The sequence below is a fragment of the Mycoplana azooxidifex genome, assembly GCF_014196765.1.
Lineage (GTDB): Bacteria > Pseudomonadota > Alphaproteobacteria > Rhizobiales > Rhizobiaceae > Mycoplana > Mycoplana azooxidifex.
Window position 1 is genome coordinate 364,861 of sequence record NZ_JACIEE010000005.1, and the last position, 16,271, is coordinate 381,131.

The window sequence follows — 16,271 nt, forward strand, 5'->3', positions numbered from 1 at the left end:
AGTTTGAAAGCAGTCCTGGGCGCAACCGCCCTCGTCATGGTGTCCGCCTTCGCGGCCCAGGCAGAGACCGTCCTGAAATGGGCGCATGTCTACGAGACGTCCGAGCCGTTCCACACCGAATCCGTCTGGGCGGCCGAGGAAATCGCCAAGCGGACCGACGGCCGCTACAAGATCGAGGTGTATCCCGCCTCGCAGCTCGGCAAGGAAGCCGACATCAATCAGGGACTGAAGCTCGGCACGGTCGACATCATCATCTCCGGCTCGAGCTTCGCCGCGCGCGACTTCAAGCCGATCGGCGTCACCTATTTCCCCTATATCTTCCGCGATCCGGGCCACCTGATCGCCTACACGAAGAGCGACGTCTTCAAGCGTCTCGCCAAGGGCTATGAGGACAAGACCGGAAACGTCATCGCAGCCGTCAGCTACTACGGCACGCGCCAGACGACGTCGAACACGGCGGTCGAAAAGTGTGCCGACATGGCGGGCGTCAAGATGCGCGTTCCGGACGTGCCGGCCTATCTCGCCATGCCGCGCGCCTGCGGGGCCAACACCGCGCCGATCGCCTTCGCGGAAGTCTACCTCGCCCTGCAGAACGGCACGGTGGATGCGCAGGAAAACCCGCTGACGACCATCGAAGCCAAGAAGTTCTTCGAGGTGCAGAAGAACATCATCCTGACCGGCCACATCGTCGATCACCTCAATACCCTGATCTCCAAGAGCCGTTGGGAGAGCCTGTCGGAAGAGGACAGGAAGATCTTCATCGAGGTCATGCAGGAAGCCGCGGCCCGCACGACGAAGATCATCGAGGAGCGCGAGGTCGCTCTCGTCGAAGACTTCAAGAAGCGCGGTCTCAACGTCGTCGAGGTCGACAAGGCCGATTTCGAGAAGAACGTGCTCGAAAAGGTGACCTTCGAGGAATTCGGCTACGAAAAGGCCGACTGGGAAGCCATCCGCGCCATCAAGTGATTTCGGTAACGGCGCGGCCCGGAGCGGTCGCGCCGTCCACACTTTCGAGACGGGATATTCTTTATGTCTGTGACGCAGGAAATTCACACTCAGGTCACGCCTGAGGAACTTGCCCATACCTTCGACGAAGCACCGGCAGACGTCGACCTGAAGGTGTATGCCTTCGAGGACTGGGTCACGCTGGGGATCTTCTGGCTGATGACGGGCTGCGTATTCCTCCAGTTCTTCACGCGCTACGTGCTGAACAACAGCTATGCCTGGACGGAGGAAATCGCGGTCAACTGCCTGATCGGCGTGGTGTTCCTCGGATCGGTGATGTGCGTGCGCATGTCGCGCCATATCCAGGTGGACGTTCTCTACCATTACCTGCCGGCCAGGGTGACGCGCGTCATGGCGACGATCGTCGACCTCGTGAGGATCGGATTCTTCGCATACGGTTCGTGGCTGATGTGGCGCTACATGGAGATCGTCGCCGACGAGGAAATGGTGACCGTGGCGCTGCCGCGCAACATCGTCTTCTACACCGTGCTCGCAGCCTTCGTCCTGATGTTCCTGCGCTCCATCCAGGTCTTCGTCGCCAACATGCGCCGCGGCTATTCCGTGCTCGAGCGCCCGGAAGCGTTCCAGAACGCAGAGGATTGATCACATGCTGGTTCTGATTGGCTCTTTTCTTCTTTTGATGATCATCGGCCTGCCCGTCGCGATATCGATGGCCGTCTCGTCCGTGCTCTACATCGTCCTCTATGGCGTCGCGCCCGACATCATTGCCGCACAGCGGCTGATCGCCGGCGTCGAGAGCTTCCCGCTGCTCGCCGTTCCCTTCTTCATCCTCGCCGGCAACCTGATGAACGTCGCCGGCGTCACCGGCCGCATCTATTCCTTCGCCGTCGCGCTGGTCGGCTGGATGAAGGGCGGTCTGGCGCAGGTGAACATCATCGGCTCGGTGGTCTTTTCCGGAATGTCCGGCACGGCACTTGCCGATGCGGCCGGCATCGGCACCATCGAGATCAAGGCGATGAAGGATCACGGCTATCCGGTCGAGGCCGCCGTCGGCGTCACCGCAGCCTCGGCCACGCTCGGCCCGATCTTCCCGCCGTCGCTGCCCTTCGTCATCTACGGCATGATGGCCAACGTCTCGATCGGCGCCCTGTTCATGGCCGGCATCGTTCCCGGCGTCGTCATGACCGTCCTGATGATGGTCACGGTCGCGATCTTCGCCTACATCAAGCGCTGGGGTTCGGATACGCCCTTCAGCCTGCGCATGATCTTCGGCGCATCGCTGGAAGTCCTCGTGGTGATGATGGTGCCGATCGGCATCTATCTACTGACCGCCATGGGCCTTTCGCTCAATTACGCCATCCTGGTCGCGCTCATCGTCCTGCTCGCCTGCGACTGGTATTTCGACTTTTCCGCCGTCATGGCGCTGATGACCCCGGTCATCCTGATCGGCGGCATGACCATGGGCTGGTTCACGCCCACCGAAGCCGCCGTCGCTGCGGTCCTCTGGTCGCTCTTCCTGGGCCTCGTGCGCTATCGCACGATGACCTTCCGCTCGCTTGCCAAGGCAACGATGGACACGATCGAAACGACCGCCTCGGTGCTCTTCATCGTCGCGGCGGCCTCGGTCTTCGCCTGGCTGCTCACCGTCAGCCAGACGGCGCAGCTGCTCTCGACGGCCATTACCGGCCTGACGGACAGCAAATGGGTGTTCCTCATCCTGGTCAACCTGCTGATGCTCTTCGTCGGCTGCTTCCTGGATACGATCGCGGCGATCACCATTCTCGTTCCGATCCTGCTGCCGCTGGTGCTGCAGTTCGACATCGACCCGGTGCATTTCGGCCTGATCATGACGCTGAACCTGATGATCGGCCTCCTGCATCCGCCGCTCGGCATGGTGCTGTTCGTGCTCTCGCGTGTCGCCAAACTCTCGGTCGAGCGCACGACGATGGCCATCGTGCCCTGGCTGGTGCCGCTGTTCGTCGCGCTGATCATCATTACCTTCATCCCGGCCGTCACGCTGTGGCTACCGACAGAGATGGGCCTGATCCGCTGATGCAGCCTGCCCGCGCGGGTACATCCGGCGCGGGCTTCCTCCCCAACGAGACCAAGGAAGAAGAGGCATGCTGACACGGGTGGCACGTCTTCACGGAACACGCGATCTGCGGGTCGAGACACAGGAGGTCCGCCAGCCGGGGCCTGGCGAGGTGCTGCTGCGCATGGCCGCCGGCGGCATCTGCGGCTCCGACCTCCACTACTACCAGGATGGCGGCTTCGGCCCCGTGCGGGTCCGCGAGCCGATCATTTCCGGACATGAGGCATCGGGCTATGTCGAAGCGCTGGGCGACGGTGCGGAAACAGGTGCCGGTTCGCTGAGGATCGGCATGCTCGTCGCCGTCAACCCGTCGCAGCCCTGCGGAAAATGCCGCTACTGCGCCATCGACCAGCCTATCCACTGCCTCGAAATGCGCTTCATGGGCAGCGCCATGCGCCTGCCGCACGAGCAGGGCATGTTCCGCGACCGGCTGCTCGTGCCGGCCATCCAGTGCCACCCGGTTGCCGAGGATCTGACGCCGGCGGAAGCCGCCTGCGCCGAGCCGCTCGCCGTCTGCCTGCATGCGGCAGCTCAGGCGGGCCACCTTGAAGGGGCAAGAGTGCTCGTCACCGGTGCAGGCCCGATCGGCCTCCTGACGACCGCCGCTGCGCGCCACGCCGGGGCTTCCGAAATCGTCGTCACCGACCTGACCGATGCCGCCCTTTCGCGCGCGCCGGCGATGGGGGCGACGACGACCGTCAATGTCGCGCAGAACCCCGAGGGGCTGGCGCCCTGGCAGAAGGACAAGGGGACCTTCGACGTCGTCTTCGACTGCTCGGCCGCCGGACCGGCGCTGCGCACGGCCTTCGCCGCCATCAGGCCGCGCGGCACCATCGTCCAGGTCGGGGTCACCGGCGATATCACCATTCCGCTCAATGCGCTGGTCGGCAAGGAAATCGTCTGGCGCGGCTCGCAACGGTTCCACCACGAGTTCGCCCAGGCGGTCGACCTCCTGTCGCGGCGCGTCATCGACGTGCGGCCGATCATTTCCCACGCATTTCCGCTCGAAAAGGCGGTGGAGGCCTTGGAACAGGCCGGCGACCGCACGGTCGCCTGCAAGGTGCAACTTACCTTCGACGGCTCCAACTAAAGCTCAAGGACAAGACGATGAGACACACATGGCGTTGGTTCGGCCCGGTCGACAAGGTGACGGTGCGCGACGCGGCGCAGGCCGGCGCCGAAGGGATCGTCAGCGCCCTGCACCACGTTCCGACGGGGACGGCCTGGACGATCGACGAAATCCGCAAGCGGCAGGATGAGATCGCAGCAGGCGGCCTCGTCTGGGACGTGGTCGAGAGCATCCCCGTTTCCGAAGACATCAAGACGCAGAAGGGCGACTGGCGCGCCCATGTCGCCAACTGGCAGGAAACGCTGCGGCGCCTGTCGGCCTGCGGCATCCGCACCGTTTGCTACAACTTCATGCCGGTGCTCGACTGGACCCGCACCGACCTGCGCTGGGACACGCGCCACGGCGCAAAGGCCATGCGCTTCGATCTCGTCGATTTCGCCGCCTTCGACATCCACATCCTCAAGCGGCCCGAGGCGAAGGCCGACTACCCCGGTTGGCTGATCGAGGACGCCGCCAGGCGACATGCCGAAATGCCGGGCGAGAGGATCGCAGGGCTTGGGCGCAACATCGGCGCCGGCCTGCCGGGCTCGGCCGACGGCTACACGCTCGACCAGCTTCTGGAGAAGCTGCGCTCCTACCAGGGCGTCGACCGGGCAAGGCTGCAGTCGAACCTCGTCGATTTTCTCACCGAGGTGACGCCAGTGGCAGAGGACGTCGGCATCAACATCTGCGCCCATGGCGACGACCCGCCGTGGCCGCTGCTCGGCCTGCCGCGCATTCTTTCGACGGAAGCCGACTACGCGCACATGCTCTCGCAGGTCGACAGCCGGGCGAACGGCGTCACCCTGTGCACCGGCTCGCTCGGCGCGCGCGCCGACAACGACCTGCCCTTCATCGCAAGGCGCTTCGCGGACCGGATCCATTTCGTGCATCTGCGCAACGTCACGCGCGATACCGACACCGTTCCCTGCTCCTTTTTCGAGGACGAGCACCTGGAAGGCGGCACCGACATGATCGCCGTCATCGCAGCCCTGCTGGAAGAGGAAAAGCGGCGGCGCGAACAGGGCCGGGAAGACCACCGCATTCCGATGCGGCCCGACCACGGCCAGGAAATCCTCGACGACCTGACGCGCGGCGCCCAGCCGGGCTATCCCGCCATCGGCCGCCTGAAGGGCCTGGCCGAACTGCGCGGCATCGAACGCACCCTCCTTCACGCCCGCTACGGACTGGCCTGACGCATGGAACGCCTCTCCGCCTCGACCGACCTCCCGCCGTCCGTGGCCCGGCCGGCCTATGACCGGGCAGCACTTCGCCCGGGCATCGTCCACATCGGGCTTGGCGCCTTCCACCGGGCACATCAGGCGGTCTATACGCAACGCGCCCTCTCCGCGAGCTTCGGCCCCTGGGGCATCGTCGCGGTCAACCTGCGCTCGTCCGAGCCGGTCGAGGCATTGCAGAGCCAGGACGGCCTGCACTCCATCGTGGTCCGGGCACCGGAGAAAGACATAGCCGAGGTGATCGGCGCCGCGGTCGACTGGCTCTGCGCGGCACGGGATTGCGAAAAGGTGCTCGCCTATCTCGCAGATCCCGGCGTCCGCGTCGTGACGCTCACGGTTTCCGAAAAGGCCTATGGCCTGCATCCTGCGACAGGAGGCCTCGACACGACCCATCCCGCGGTGGCCGCCGACCTTGCCAATCCGCATGCCCCGACGGGCGTGCTCGGCTTCCTGGTCGAGGGGCTGGCGCTCCGCCGCGCAAGGGGCATCGCGCCCTACACCGTACTGTGCTGCGACAATCTCCCCTCCAACGGCAGGATCCTGCGCCGCCTGGTGCTCGAAATGGCCGAACGCCGCGACCAGGGTCTGACAGACTGGATCGCCGCCAACTGCACCTTTCCCTGCAGCATGGTCGATCGCATCGTTCCCGCGGCCACGGAAGAGACACGATCGATCGCCAAACGCCTGCTCGGCGTCGAAGACAGCCTTGCGCTCGAGACGGAACCTTTCCTGCAATGGGTGATCGAGGACGACTTCGTCTGCGGGCGTCCGGCATGGGAGGCCGGCGGCGCCATCTTCGCCGCCCAGGTCGAACCCTATGAGAAGATGAAGCTCAGGCTCCTCAACGGCTCGCACACCCTGATCGCCCATCTCGGCCTCCTGCACGGGCTGGAATGCGTGCGCGACGTGATGGCCGTGCCGGAGCTCGTCCGCCAGGTGCACCGGCACATGGAAGCCGTCGTCCCGACGCTCGACCCGGTGCCGGGCGTCGATCTCGACGAATACCAGGCCCAACTCCTCGCCCGCTTCGCCAACAAGGCGATCGCCCATCGCAACGTCCAGATCGCCATGGACTGCACGCAGAAGCTGCCACAGCGCATCTTCGCGCCGGCAGTCGAGGCGTTGAGGTCCGACAGCGATGCGGCCGCCTTCGCCCATGTCGTGGCGCTCTGGATCACGGCCGTCCGCAAGCGCATGGAAGCGGACGATCCGCGCCGGGACGAGATTCTGGAGGCCGCCCGGAACCTCGACACCGCGGACCCGTCCGCATCCTTCCTTGCGATCGGCGGACTGTTTCCCCCCGAGCTCGTTGCAGCCCGCGGCTGGCGCGACGCGATCAACGCCGAACTGCAGGCGGCAGCGCCCGGCGCCCTTTAGGCCGAGGCCTGCGGGCCGGCCATGGCCTCAACGGCCCGGCATCGGCGCACCGTTGCGCGGATATTCGATGTTGCCGGAGATCGCCGGACTGGCGTTCTCGACGGAATAATATCCGTATCCGCCGATCTCCACGTGGTTGTTGCTGATCGTCACGCCGGTGATCGGCCCGCCATTGGCGCGACCGTCGACATAGACCGGATAGCCGCTGTCGCCGAGCAGCAGGTTGCCGATCACCTTGACGTTGGCGATCGGGCCGAAGTCGTTCTTGATGAAGACGTCGGAGGTGTCGCGACCGATGACGGTGTTACCTTCGATCAGCACGCCGTTCTGGCCGCCCTGCACCGAGATGCCGTCATAGTGCGGGTCGGAGCCGGCCACCTCGAGGTCGTGGATATAGTTGCCCTTCACCGTACTGGCGCCGCCCTGCAGGACGATGCCGTTCTCCGACTTGGAGATGTCGTTGCCGCTGAAGTTGCCGCTGCCGAGGATGGCGGCGTTGGCGGTGCCGGAATAGCCCGGACCGGTGATGTCGTTGTTCTGGATGGTGACGTTCTTGGCACCTTCGGCATCGATGCCCCAGCTGCCGCTGTACTTGATCACGCTGTTCTTGACCACGACGTTGTCGGCGGTGATGCGCAGCGTGCCGTTGATGATCGCGTTCTCGATCACCGTGCCGGCCTCCGTTATCTCCATCGGGCCGGTGTATTCCTCAAGGTTGATGCCTGGCGGAACGCCGGCGGTCGAGGCGTCCGGGAAGCCGGATGCGACAGCGTCTCTCACCAGGACGATCCCGCTACGTGCGCGTCCGTCTCCTGCGCCACTGGCCTGCGCAACCGAAAGCCAGGGCTCCGCATGCGGCGGCAGTTGATGACTGCCGGCCGGGCCCGGCGCCGCTACGATCAAGGCCACGGCCCCGAAGGATTTCGCAAGGCGCATCGCGGCAAGGCTGCATGACATGGGCATGATCTTCACCCTCCCCCGAAAAGCCCGATTGTGTCGTATCTCTGCCCCGGAGGAAAGTTCGTAAAACACACCGTCGGTTGCGCCTAGCCTTTCAGAACCGGACCGGCTAGCCGGCAAGCCAGCCGGTCACCTGTTCCAGGGTCCTCCGCTCCTGATCCGCTTCCATCGAGAACACCGGGCGAATGTCGGCCTGGGGGGCAAGCGATCCGATGATGTCGAGGCTGTCACCCAATCCGTAGCCGCCATGAGTGATGAACGGATGGACGACCTTGCCGGAAAGGTCGTGTGCCCGCAGGAAGGACCGGATGACGGGCGGCGCCGTCATGCCCCAGATCGGAAAGCCCAGATAGATCGTGTCGTACCGGCGAACGTCGGCCACGAAGTGGGAGAGCCCGGGCAAGGTACCGGCCGCGGTTTCCCGCCGGGCCTGGGCGACGGTCTCTTCGTAGTCCTCGGGATAAAGCGTGGCGGCCTCGATCTCGAAGAGGTCCGCCTCCCTCGCCCTCCGTATCTGGCGGGCAATGACCCGCGTGTTCCCGGTTCGCGAGAAACAGGCGACCAGCGTTCGGTTGGAACCCGTCCGCTCCTCGGATGCCGCGTTGCCTGCAGCGGCCATCAGGCCGGCCGCGGCGAGAGGCACGGCCTTCAGGAGACCACGCCTTGCAATGCCGTTCTGCATTCGGTGGCTCCCTTTGGTTCCGCCAGACGCTTCAATCGGCACCTCAGTCAAGCTGGGAACCCTGATTGTAGTCTTCGTCGGCAACCTTCTCCATCCAGGTCACCACGCTGCCGTTCAGGGCTTCGGCGACGGCGAAATGCGTCATCGGTTCATTGGCCGAAGCGCCATGCCAGTGCTTCACGTGCGGCGGAATCCACACGACATCGCCCGGGCCGACCTTCTCGACCGGCCCGCCCTCCTTCTGGACCCAGCCGCTGCCGGAGACGATGAAGAGCGTTTGCCCCAGCGGGTGCGTGTGCCAGGCCGTACGCGCGCCCGGCGAAAACGAAACCGTCGCCCCGCCGATCCGTGCCGGCGCATCGCCCTTGTAGAAACCGGAGGTCTCCACCCGGCCGGTGAAATACTGCTCCGGGGCGCTCGCCCGGCCTTCATTGGCGCGGATGACCTTCACGTCGCCCGCAGTCGGCTGCGCCGCCGAAGGTTCGGAGGAGGCAGCGCGGGTCTCGAACACGCGCTGCAGTACCGGCACTGCGGACATGGCCCTTGGCCAGCCCGCATAGAAGGCAACATGGGTGACGACCTCGGATGCCTCCGCGCGGCCAAGGCCATTGTCCATGGCGCGATTGGCATGGAAGGGCAGTTGCTCCGGCTGGCCGATGGCGATCAGCGCCGACATCGTCACCAGGCTGCGATCGCGCGCACTGAGATCGGGGCGCTGCCAGAGGTCGCCGAACAGGACGCGGTTGGTGAGGTCTGCAAGCGCCGGAGCCGTGGGCGCCACTGCGGTATCGACCGTTGCCGCACGAGCCGCTTCGGCGGCAGCCTCGAGCTCGATCCGTGCGGCCGCGCTGTCCGTCACCGCGGCGATGCCGCGCTCGTCGAAGACCTTCTTCGTCTCGCTCACCGCCGAGATGGCGTTCGGCCAGCCCGAATAGAAGGCGAGCTGGGTGATCAGTTCGCCGATCTCCGCCGGCTGGACGCCGTTGTCGAGTGCCCTGCGGACATGGCCGCCGATCTGTGCCGTCCTGCCGGTCGAGACGATGGCCGCGACCGTGACGAGGCTGCGGTCGCGCGGGGCGAGCTCCGCCCGCTCCCACACCTCCTCGAAGAGGACGCCGTCGGTGAAATGGCCGAACCCCGGGGCGACGTCATAGACGGCCGGCGGGGCGACACGGGCCCGCCGGTCCTCCGCTTCCGCCACCGTCGCGGCGAGTGCGGAGATGGCGATGCCTGCGGCAATGTTCTTCATGGGACTATCCTCTTTTTCTCAGCTGCTCTTGTCGCGCGGCAGGCCGCAATCCGGGAAAGCGCCTAACCATGCGTCATAAGGTGGGCATTCCGGTTCGCCCGATTAGATGGCGAATTCCGAATGAGCCTATCTTTTCGGTTCATGAAATCGCGCCGCGGCCCGGCCCGCAGCAGGGCGCCTGAACGCGGATGAAAGCGACATCCTGCGAACCTTCGCACAGGATGCCGCCAATCACCTTCAGAGGCGCAGGAGCGTCTTGACCGCGCGCCGTTCATCCATTGCCCGGTAGCCTTCGGCGACATCGGCCAGCGGGAGTTCCAGGTCGAAGACCTTGCCGGGATTGATGGTGCGGTCGAGCACGAGGTCCATCAGGTAGGGCAGGAAGCGGCGAACCGGTGCCGGGCCGCCAAGCAGGCTCTTCTGCTGGAAGAACAGGCTCTGGCCGTCGAACTGGACGCCGTGCGGCACGCCGACGAAGCCGATCTTGCCGCCGGGACGTGCACAATTGATCGCCTGCGTCATCGATTCCTGCGTGCCGACGCATTCGAGCACGGATTCGGCGCCGACGCCGCCGGTCAGGTCCTTGATGCGGGCCACGCCTTCGTCCCCGCGTTCGGAAATGATGTCGGTCGCGCCGAATTCGAGCGCGAGGTCCTGGCGCGTCTTGTGGCGGCTCATGGCGATGATCCGCGCAGCACCCATCTGCTTCGCCGCCAGCACGCCCATCAGGCCCACAGCGCCGTCACCGACGACCACAGCGGTCGAGCCTTCCTGCACGCCGGCCGCATCGGCTGCGTACCAGCCCGTGCCGAGAACGTCCGACGTCGCCAGCAGGCTGGGGATCAGGTCGTCGGACGGAATTTCGTCAGTAGCGACAAGTGTGCCGTCGGCGAGCGGAACGCGGGCAAGCGGCGCCTGCGCGCCGGTCATGAATTCGCGCTGCTCGCAGGAGGACTGGAAGCCGAAGCGGCAGTGCGGGCAGGTGTTGTCGGAAAGGCAGAACGAGCCGACGACGAACTGCCCGGGACGCACGGTCCTGACCGCGCTGCCGACCTCGACGACGATGCCGCAATATTCGTGGCCCATCGCCATCGGCGCCGTCACTTCGTTTGCGCCGCGGAACGGCCACAGGTCGGAACCGCAGATGCAGGTGGCCGACAGCCGGATGATCACGTCGGTCGGTTTCAGGATCTTCGGCTCGTCGACCTCTTCGCATCTGACGTCGCCCGGAGCGTAAAGCATGGTGGCCAACATGGACGTTACCCTTTCATGTCTGGACGTGGAGCCGCAGTGCGGCGGAAAACTGCGCGTCGTGCCGGGGTTCAAAGACCCGTGGTCTTCAGCAGTTGCTCGGGATAGCGCTCGCCCTCGATCCGGATCTCCGCTGCCGCACGCTCGATCTCCGCAAGATCTGCGGCGGTGAGTTCGACGTCGGCGGCTCCCAGATTCTCCTCCAGGCGATGCAGCTTGGTCGTGCCGGGGATCGGGACGATCCATGGCTTTTGCGCCAGAAGCCAGGCAAGCGCGATCTGCGCGGGCGTAGCACGCTTCTCCCCGGCGATGCGCTTGAGGAGATCGATGAGCGCCTGGTTCTTCTCCATGGCTTCGGGGGTGAAGCGCGGCAGGATCTTGCGAAAGTCGTTCTCGCCGATCTTCGTGTCCTTGCCGAAAGTGCCGGTCAGGAACCCCTTGCCGAGCGGACTGTAGGGGACGAGCCCGATGCCGAGTTCCTCGCAGGCGGCGATGATGCCGTTGGTTTCCGGGCCGCGGGTCCACAGCGAGTATTCGTTCTGAAGCGCGCTGACGGGCTGCACCGCATGGGCGCGGCGAACGGTCTGCGCGCCCGGCTCCGAGAGGCCGAAATGCCTGACCTTGCCCTCGGCGATCAGGTCCTTGACCGCACCGGCCACATCCTCGATCGGCACATTGGGGTCGACGCGGTGCTGATAGAAGAGGTCGATGACCTCGACGCCGAGCCGCTTGAGGGAGGCGTCGCAGACGTCGCGGATACGGTCCGGCCGGCTGTCCGGGCCCGCCGTCCTGCCGTCCTCGATCCTGAAGCCGAACTTGGTGGCGATCACCACCTGATCGCGAACCGGTGCCAGGGCCGCACCGACGATCTCCTCGTTGGTGAAGGGGCCATAGACTTCCGCTGTGTCGAAAAAGGTCACGCCGCGATCGACGGCCGCCCGGATGAGGTTGATGCTTTCCTCGTTGCTGAGCGCCTGACCATAGCCGAAGTTCAGCCCCATGCAGCCGAATCCGAGGGCCGAGACTTCCAGGCCGCTCTTTCCAAGTGTGCGCTTTTGCATGTCATTTCTCCATCTTCGGTCGGCGATTGCGACAATCCGCATCCGCCAACGCTCAAGGCGGCAAGCTGGTTTGCGTGCCGGGCGGAACTTAACGCTGGCGAAGGCCATCTTTTAGGTGCTAAATTGCGCATGAACATATCCTCTGGATTCATGAATGAAGCGGGATGAACTTGGCGACCTCGTCGCGTTCCTGGCGGTGGCGGAGGAGCGCAGCTTCACCCGCGCGGCGGCCCAACTCGGCACGTCGCAGTCGGCGCTCAGTCACACCGTGCGCCGGCTTGAGGAGCGCATGGGCGTCCGGCTTCTCACCAGGACGACGCGGAACGTCGTTGCGACGGAAGCCGGAGAGCAACTGGCCGAAACCCTGCGTCCGGCCTTCAACGACATAAGAAGCCGGATCGACTCCCTGAGCGCCATGCGCCAGAGGCCGGGTGGCACGATCCGCATCACCTCCAGCCGCCACGCCGCCGAAACGATCCTGATGCCTGCGGTCAAGGGACTGATGGTGGAGTATCCCGAGATCAATGTCGAGGTCTCGATCGAGCAAAGGCTCGTCGACCTCGTTGCCGAGCGTTTCGACGCGGGCGTGCGGCTGGGCGAGCGTGTCGAAAAGGACATGATCGCCGTCAGGATCGGCCCGGAGTTGCGGATGGTCGTCGCCGGCTCCCCGGGCTACTTCGAGAGGCATCCGAAACCCGTCACCCCGCACGACCTGACGCAGCACAGCTGCATCAACCTGCGCCTGCCGACGCTGGGCGGCCTCTATGCCTGGGAATTCGAGCGTGACGGCCGCCCCCTGAACGTGAGGGTCGAGGGGCAGTTCGTCTGCAACGACGTCCCGATGATCATAGACGCAGCCGTCGGCGGGCTGGGTCTCACCTGCCTGCCGGACGACCATCTCCAGCCGCTGATAGACGAGGGCAAGCTGATCCCGGTCCTTCAGGACTGGTCACCACCCTTTCCCGGCTACCACCTCTACTACCCCAGCCGAAGACTGGCATCGCCGGCATTCGCGCTGCTGGTTGACGCACTGCGCTATCGGTAGGCCGACGGGTCCCGGCTATCGCGTTCCTAGAATGGCCTCGGAAGCTTTTTCCGCGATCATGATCACGGGGGAATTGGTGTTGCCGGAGACGATCTTGGGCATGATCGAGGCGTCGACGACGCGCAGTTTGCCGATCCCGTGCACGCGCAGCTTCGAATCCACGACCGCCATCGGATCGCTGCCCATCTTGCAGGTGCCGACGGGGTGGAAGATCGTCGTGGCGATGTCGCCGGCGCGGCGGATCAGTTCCTCGTCGCTTTCGTATTCCCGGCCGGGCAGCATCTCCTGCGGGCGAAAACGGACGATCGCCCTGGTCTGCATGAGGCTGCGGGCGTGGCGGATGGATTTGGCCGCCAGCAGCCGGTCGCCGGCCGTCGAAAGGTAGTTCGGGCGGATCTCCGGCGCCAGCGCCGCATCGCGCGCGGTGACATGCACCGTGCCGCGGCTTTCCGGCCGCAGGTTGCAGACCGAGACGGTGACCGCCGGATAGCGGTGCAGCGGTTCGCCGAGCCGATCGGTGCTGAGCGGCTGGACATGGTACTCGAGGTCGGCGGTCGCGACCGCCGGATCACTCTTGGCAAAGATGCCGAGCTGGCTGGGGGCCATGGAGAGCGGGCCAGATCGGTTGAGCGCATATTGCAGCCCCATGCCGGCGCGGCTGAAGAGGTTGTGGTAGAGCTGGTTCAGCGTGCACGCGCCTTCGATCCTGAAGACCGTGCGGATCTGCAGGTGATCCTGGAGGTTTTCGCCGACGCCCTGAAGCGCATGACGGACGGGAAGATCGAGCCCGGAGAGAACCTCCGGCCGGCCGATGCCCGACAGCTCCAGGATCTTCGGCGAGTTGATGGCGCCCGCAGACAGCACGACCTCGCGGGACGCACGCGCGATGCAGACCCGCCCGCCGATGCGGAAACGCACGCCGGAGACCGCCTTGCCGTCGAACTCCAGCCTTTCGGTCTCGGCACCGGTCAGCACGCGCAGGTTCCTGCGCTTCATCGCGGGCCGCAGGAAGGCTTTCGTCGTGTTCCAGCGCAGGCCGCCCTTCTGGTTGACCTCGAAGTAACCCGAGCCCTCGTTGTCCCCGCCGTTGAAATCGTCGGTCTTCGCAATGCCGATCTCCTCGGCGGCGTCGCGGAAGGCGTCGAGGATCGGCCAGGAGAGGCGCTGGCGCTCGACGCGCCACTCGCCACCCGTCCCGTGCATGCCGGACTTGCCGCGGTAGTTGTCCTCCGACTTCAGGAAATAGGGCAGAACGTCGTCCCAGCCCCAACCCTCGTTACCGGCCTGCCGCCAGCCGTCATAGTCTGCTGCCTGGCCGCGCATGTAGATCATGCCGTTGATCGACGAGCAGCCGCCGAGCAGTTTTCCGCGCGGATAGTTCAGCGCACGACCGTTGAGCCCCGCCTCGGCCGCCGTCTTCATCATCCAGTCGGTGCGCGGATTGCCCATGCAGTAGAGATAGCCGATCGGCACATGGACCCAGTGGTAGCGGTCCGTGCCGCCGGCCTCGAGCAATAGAACCCGGTTCTTCGGGTCGGCCGACAGACGGTTTGCAAGGACGCAGCCGGCAGAGCCGGCGCCGACGACGATGAAATCATAGCTGCCTTCGTCGTGAGGCGTGTCATTCACATGCCTGCTCACGCCGCAACTCCCGTTGCCGTAGGTCCGGTGGCCGCAAGCCGCCGCCAGAGCGGCGTCATGGCTTCCGTGATGTCCTTGTAGAGCGCGTAGCGCCGGTCGTAGTGCCCCGCGAGTGCGCCGTTCGGCTTGTAGTGCCGGTCGACCCGCACCATGGCATTCGCCCCTTGCGTGAAATCGGCAAACAGGCCGACGCCCGTTCCCGCCGCGATCGCCGCGCCGAGCGCGCCGGTTTCCCGCGAGACGGCGACGGAGACGGGGACGCCGAGCACATCGGCAAAGATCTGTGGCCAGAGGCGGCTGCGCGACCCGCCACCGGAGAGCACTGCCTCATCGAAGGTGGCGCCCGCCTTGCGGATCGTCTCGATATGGTGGCGGTGGCCAAAGGCCACGCCTTCCAGTAGTGCGTGGATCAGGTGTCCCTTGCCGTGCCAGCCGGCGATTCCGTAGAAGCCGGCTCGTGCGTGGCCGTCCTGCTGCGCGCCGTAGAGATAGGGGTGGTAGAGCGGGTCGTCCGCCGTGGGCTCAACCGCCTCTGCGAGCGCGCAGCAGGCATCGAACGGTGAGACGCCCTCCTCATGCGCGCCTTCGAAAAATTCCCGCACCAGCCATTCCAGGTTGGCAGCCGAGGTGGCGCTGTTTTCCATCGCCATGTAGCGGGTGCGGTCGAAGGTCGAGGACATGAAGACCGGCGCGTCGAGATCGGGACCGTCGACGATCACCTGGTTGATGCTCCAGGTGCCGACAATGATCGAGGCGCTGCCGGTGCGCGACACGCCCGAACCGAGCGCCGAGGCGACGACATCGAACAGTCCACCGATGACCGGCGTTCCGGCGGCAAGCCCTGTCTCGTTCGCCACTGCCTCCGTAACAGTTCCAGCAATATCAGCGCTTTCGATCAGCGGCGGCAGCAGATCCATGCAATCGCCGAGGCCATAGGCCTCCATCAGCGCCTTGTCGTAGCGGCGCGCGGCGAGATCGAGCAGGCCGGCGCCGGACATGTCCGAGACTTCGCTGACGCGCCTGCCGGTCAGGCGGTTGACGACGAAATCCTTGGAGACGAACACCGTGCCGATACGCTTGAACAGCTCCGGCCGGTGGCGTTTCAGCCAGGCGAGCAGCGTCGGCGTCTGCGAGGGCCAGGGCCGCTGGCGGGCGATCGGATAGGTCCGCTCTCCGACCCCTTCGGCCAGCCATTCCTCGACGAGCCCGGTCGCCCGCGTGTCGAGCGACTGGATGCCGAGCAGCGGCTCGCCGTCCCGGTCGAGGGCGTAGAGCCCGTTGCCGTGGCCGGCGCAGCCGATCGCGACGATGTCGCTCGCAGCGATGCCGGCCTTGTCGAGGCAGGCGCGGATGACGCGCTTCGCGTTTGCCCAAAGCTCGCCGAGATCGCGCTCGACATGGCCGGGGCATGGCATGCGGCTATGGCCTTCCTCCCCCGCATAGGCGAGCTCCCTGCCCGTCGGATCGAAGATCACCGCCTTGATCACGGTGTTGCCGGCGTCGAGCCCCAACAGATATTTTTGCATACTGAACCCCTCCCAAGGCTCTGACCGTTTTGTGCGGTTCCCGGCGAAATCCGTATCCCTCTTCTCCCCTTGCTC

Annotated in this window: 14 protein-coding genes; 7 read left to right on the top strand and 7 right to left on the bottom strand. The window is 65.5% G+C overall.

The genetic code is table 11. From position 1 onward, the window contains the following. The first annotated feature begins 36 nt into the window (after positions 1-36). The 6 genes from GGQ64_RS13615 to GGQ64_RS13640 all read left to right on the top strand — a co-directional run bounded on the left by GGQ64_RS13615 (position 37) and on the right by GGQ64_RS13640 (position 6,781). Complete coding sequence (locus tag GGQ64_RS13615; protein ID WP_246422657.1) at positions 37-966, top strand: sialic acid TRAP transporter substrate-binding protein SiaP; 930 nt, start codon at positions 37-39, stop codon at positions 964-966. 69 nt (positions 967-1,035) lie between these two features. Continuing rightward, positions 1,036-1,608, top strand: a complete 573-nt coding sequence (locus GGQ64_RS13620; RefSeq protein WP_183805452.1) for a TRAP transporter small permease subunit — start codon at positions 1,036-1,038, stop codon at positions 1,606-1,608. 4 nt (positions 1,609-1,612) lie between these two features. Next, positions 1,613-3,019 (top strand): TRAP transporter large permease, encoded by a 1,407-nt coding sequence (locus GGQ64_RS13625; protein WP_183805093.1) that lies wholly within the window; start codon positions 1,613-1,615, stop codon positions 3,017-3,019. Positions 3,020-3,086: 67 nt separating this feature from the next. After that, complete coding sequence (locus GGQ64_RS13630; protein WP_183805094.1) at positions 3,087-4,148, top strand: L-idonate 5-dehydrogenase; 1,062 nt, start codon at positions 3,087-3,089, stop codon at positions 4,146-4,148. A gap of 17 nt (positions 4,149-4,165) precedes the next feature. Further along, a complete protein-coding gene (gene uxuA / locus GGQ64_RS13635; protein ID WP_183805096.1) occupies positions 4,166-5,362 on the top strand; it encodes a mannonate dehydratase in 1,197 nt (398 codons plus the stop codon). Positions 5,363-5,365: 3 nt separating this feature from the next. Continuing rightward, positions 5,366-6,781 carry a mannitol dehydrogenase family protein gene (locus GGQ64_RS13640; protein ID WP_183805098.1) on the top strand — a complete coding sequence of 472 codons (1,416 nt, stop codon included), beginning with the start codon at positions 5,366-5,368 and terminating at the stop codon, positions 6,779-6,781. 27 nt (positions 6,782-6,808) lie between these two features. Here the strand turns inward: GGQ64_RS13640 and GGQ64_RS13645 are convergent, their stop codons facing one another. The 5 genes from GGQ64_RS13645 to GGQ64_RS13665 all read right to left on the bottom strand — a co-directional run bounded on the left by GGQ64_RS13645 (position 6,809) and on the right by GGQ64_RS13665 (position 11,984). Further along, a complete protein-coding gene (locus tag GGQ64_RS13645) occupies positions 6,809-7,744 on the bottom strand; it encodes a right-handed parallel beta-helix repeat-containing protein (RefSeq protein WP_246422627.1) in 936 nt (311 codons plus the stop codon). Positions 7,745-7,850: 106 nt separating this feature from the next. Continuing rightward, on the bottom strand, positions 7,851-8,423 hold the full coding sequence (locus GGQ64_RS13650) for a flavodoxin (RefSeq protein ID WP_183805100.1): 573 nt from the start codon (positions 8,421-8,423) through the stop codon (positions 7,851-7,853). Positions 8,424-8,466: 43 nt separating this feature from the next. After that, positions 8,467-9,672, bottom strand: a complete 1,206-nt coding sequence (locus tag GGQ64_RS13655; RefSeq protein WP_183805102.1) for a (R)-mandelonitrile lyase — start codon at positions 9,670-9,672, stop codon at positions 8,467-8,469. A 237-nt stretch (positions 9,673-9,909) separates the two neighbouring features. After that, positions 9,910-10,926 (bottom strand): zinc-dependent alcohol dehydrogenase family protein, encoded by a 1,017-nt coding sequence (locus tag GGQ64_RS13660; protein ID WP_183805104.1) that lies wholly within the window; start codon positions 10,924-10,926, stop codon positions 9,910-9,912. A gap of 68 nt (positions 10,927-10,994) precedes the next feature. Further along, complete coding sequence (locus tag GGQ64_RS13665) at positions 10,995-11,984, bottom strand: aldo/keto reductase (protein WP_183805106.1); 990 nt, start codon at positions 11,982-11,984, stop codon at positions 10,995-10,997. 154 nt (positions 11,985-12,138) lie between these two features. On the opposite strand from GGQ64_RS13665, the gene GGQ64_RS13670 reads away from it, so the two are divergent. Beyond that, on the top strand, positions 12,139-13,029 hold the full coding sequence (locus GGQ64_RS13670; protein ID WP_183805109.1) for a LysR family transcriptional regulator: 891 nt from the start codon (positions 12,139-12,141) through the stop codon (positions 13,027-13,029). Positions 13,030-13,044: 15 nt separating this feature from the next. Here the strand turns inward: GGQ64_RS13670 and GGQ64_RS13675 are convergent, their stop codons facing one another. Beyond that, complete coding sequence (locus tag GGQ64_RS13675) at positions 13,045-14,670, bottom strand: GMC family oxidoreductase N-terminal domain-containing protein (protein ID WP_183805111.1); 1,626 nt, start codon at positions 14,668-14,670, stop codon at positions 13,045-13,047. Beyond that, the gene (locus GGQ64_RS13680; RefSeq protein WP_183805113.1) at positions 14,667-16,196 is read right to left on the bottom strand and encodes an FGGY-family carbohydrate kinase; all 1,530 of its coding nucleotides are present in this window, start codon (positions 16,194-16,196) and stop codon (positions 14,667-14,669) included. The genes GGQ64_RS13675 and GGQ64_RS13680 overlap by 4 nt, the downstream gene beginning before the upstream one ends. Positions 16,197-16,271 lie beyond the last annotated feature (75 nt).

Excerpts from the sequence above, each read along its gene's own strand:
- GGQ64_RS13640 (WP_183805098.1), top strand. The coding sequence starts at position 5,366 with ATGGAACGCCTCTCCGCCTCGACCGACCTCCCGCCGTCCGTGGCCCGG.
- GGQ64_RS13630 (WP_183805094.1), top strand. The coding sequence starts at position 3,087 with ATGCTGACACGGGTGGCACGTCTTCACGGAACACGCGATCTGCGGGTC.
- GGQ64_RS13615 (WP_246422657.1), top strand. The coding sequence starts at position 37 with ATGGTGTCCGCCTTCGCGGCCCAGGCAGAGACCGTCCTGAAATGGGCG.
- GGQ64_RS13645 (WP_246422627.1), bottom strand. The coding sequence starts at position 7,744 with ATGCCCATGTCATGCAGCCTTGCCGCGATGCGCCTTGCGAAATCCTTC.
- GGQ64_RS13665 (WP_183805106.1), bottom strand. The coding sequence starts at position 11,984 with ATGCAAAAGCGCACACTTGGAAAGAGCGGCCTGGAAGTCTCGGCCCTC.
- GGQ64_RS13670 (WP_183805109.1), top strand. The coding sequence starts at position 12,139 with ATGAAGCGGGATGAACTTGGCGACCTCGTCGCGTTCCTGGCGGTGGCG.
- uxuA (WP_183805096.1), top strand. The coding sequence starts at position 4,166 with ATGAGACACACATGGCGTTGGTTCGGCCCGGTCGACAAGGTGACGGTG.
- GGQ64_RS13655 (WP_183805102.1), bottom strand. The coding sequence starts at position 9,672 with ATGAAGAACATTGCCGCAGGCATCGCCATCTCCGCACTCGCCGCGACG.
- GGQ64_RS13660 (WP_183805104.1), bottom strand. The coding sequence starts at position 10,926 with ATGTTGGCCACCATGCTTTACGCTCCGGGCGACGTCAGATGCGAAGAG.
- GGQ64_RS13680 (WP_183805113.1), bottom strand. The coding sequence starts at position 16,196 with ATGCAAAAATATCTGTTGGGGCTCGACGCCGGCAACACCGTGATCAAG.
- GGQ64_RS13625 (WP_183805093.1), top strand. The coding sequence starts at position 1,613 with ATGCTGGTTCTGATTGGCTCTTTTCTTCTTTTGATGATCATCGGCCTG.
- GGQ64_RS13650 (WP_183805100.1), bottom strand. The coding sequence starts at position 8,423 with ATGCAGAACGGCATTGCAAGGCGTGGTCTCCTGAAGGCCGTGCCTCTC.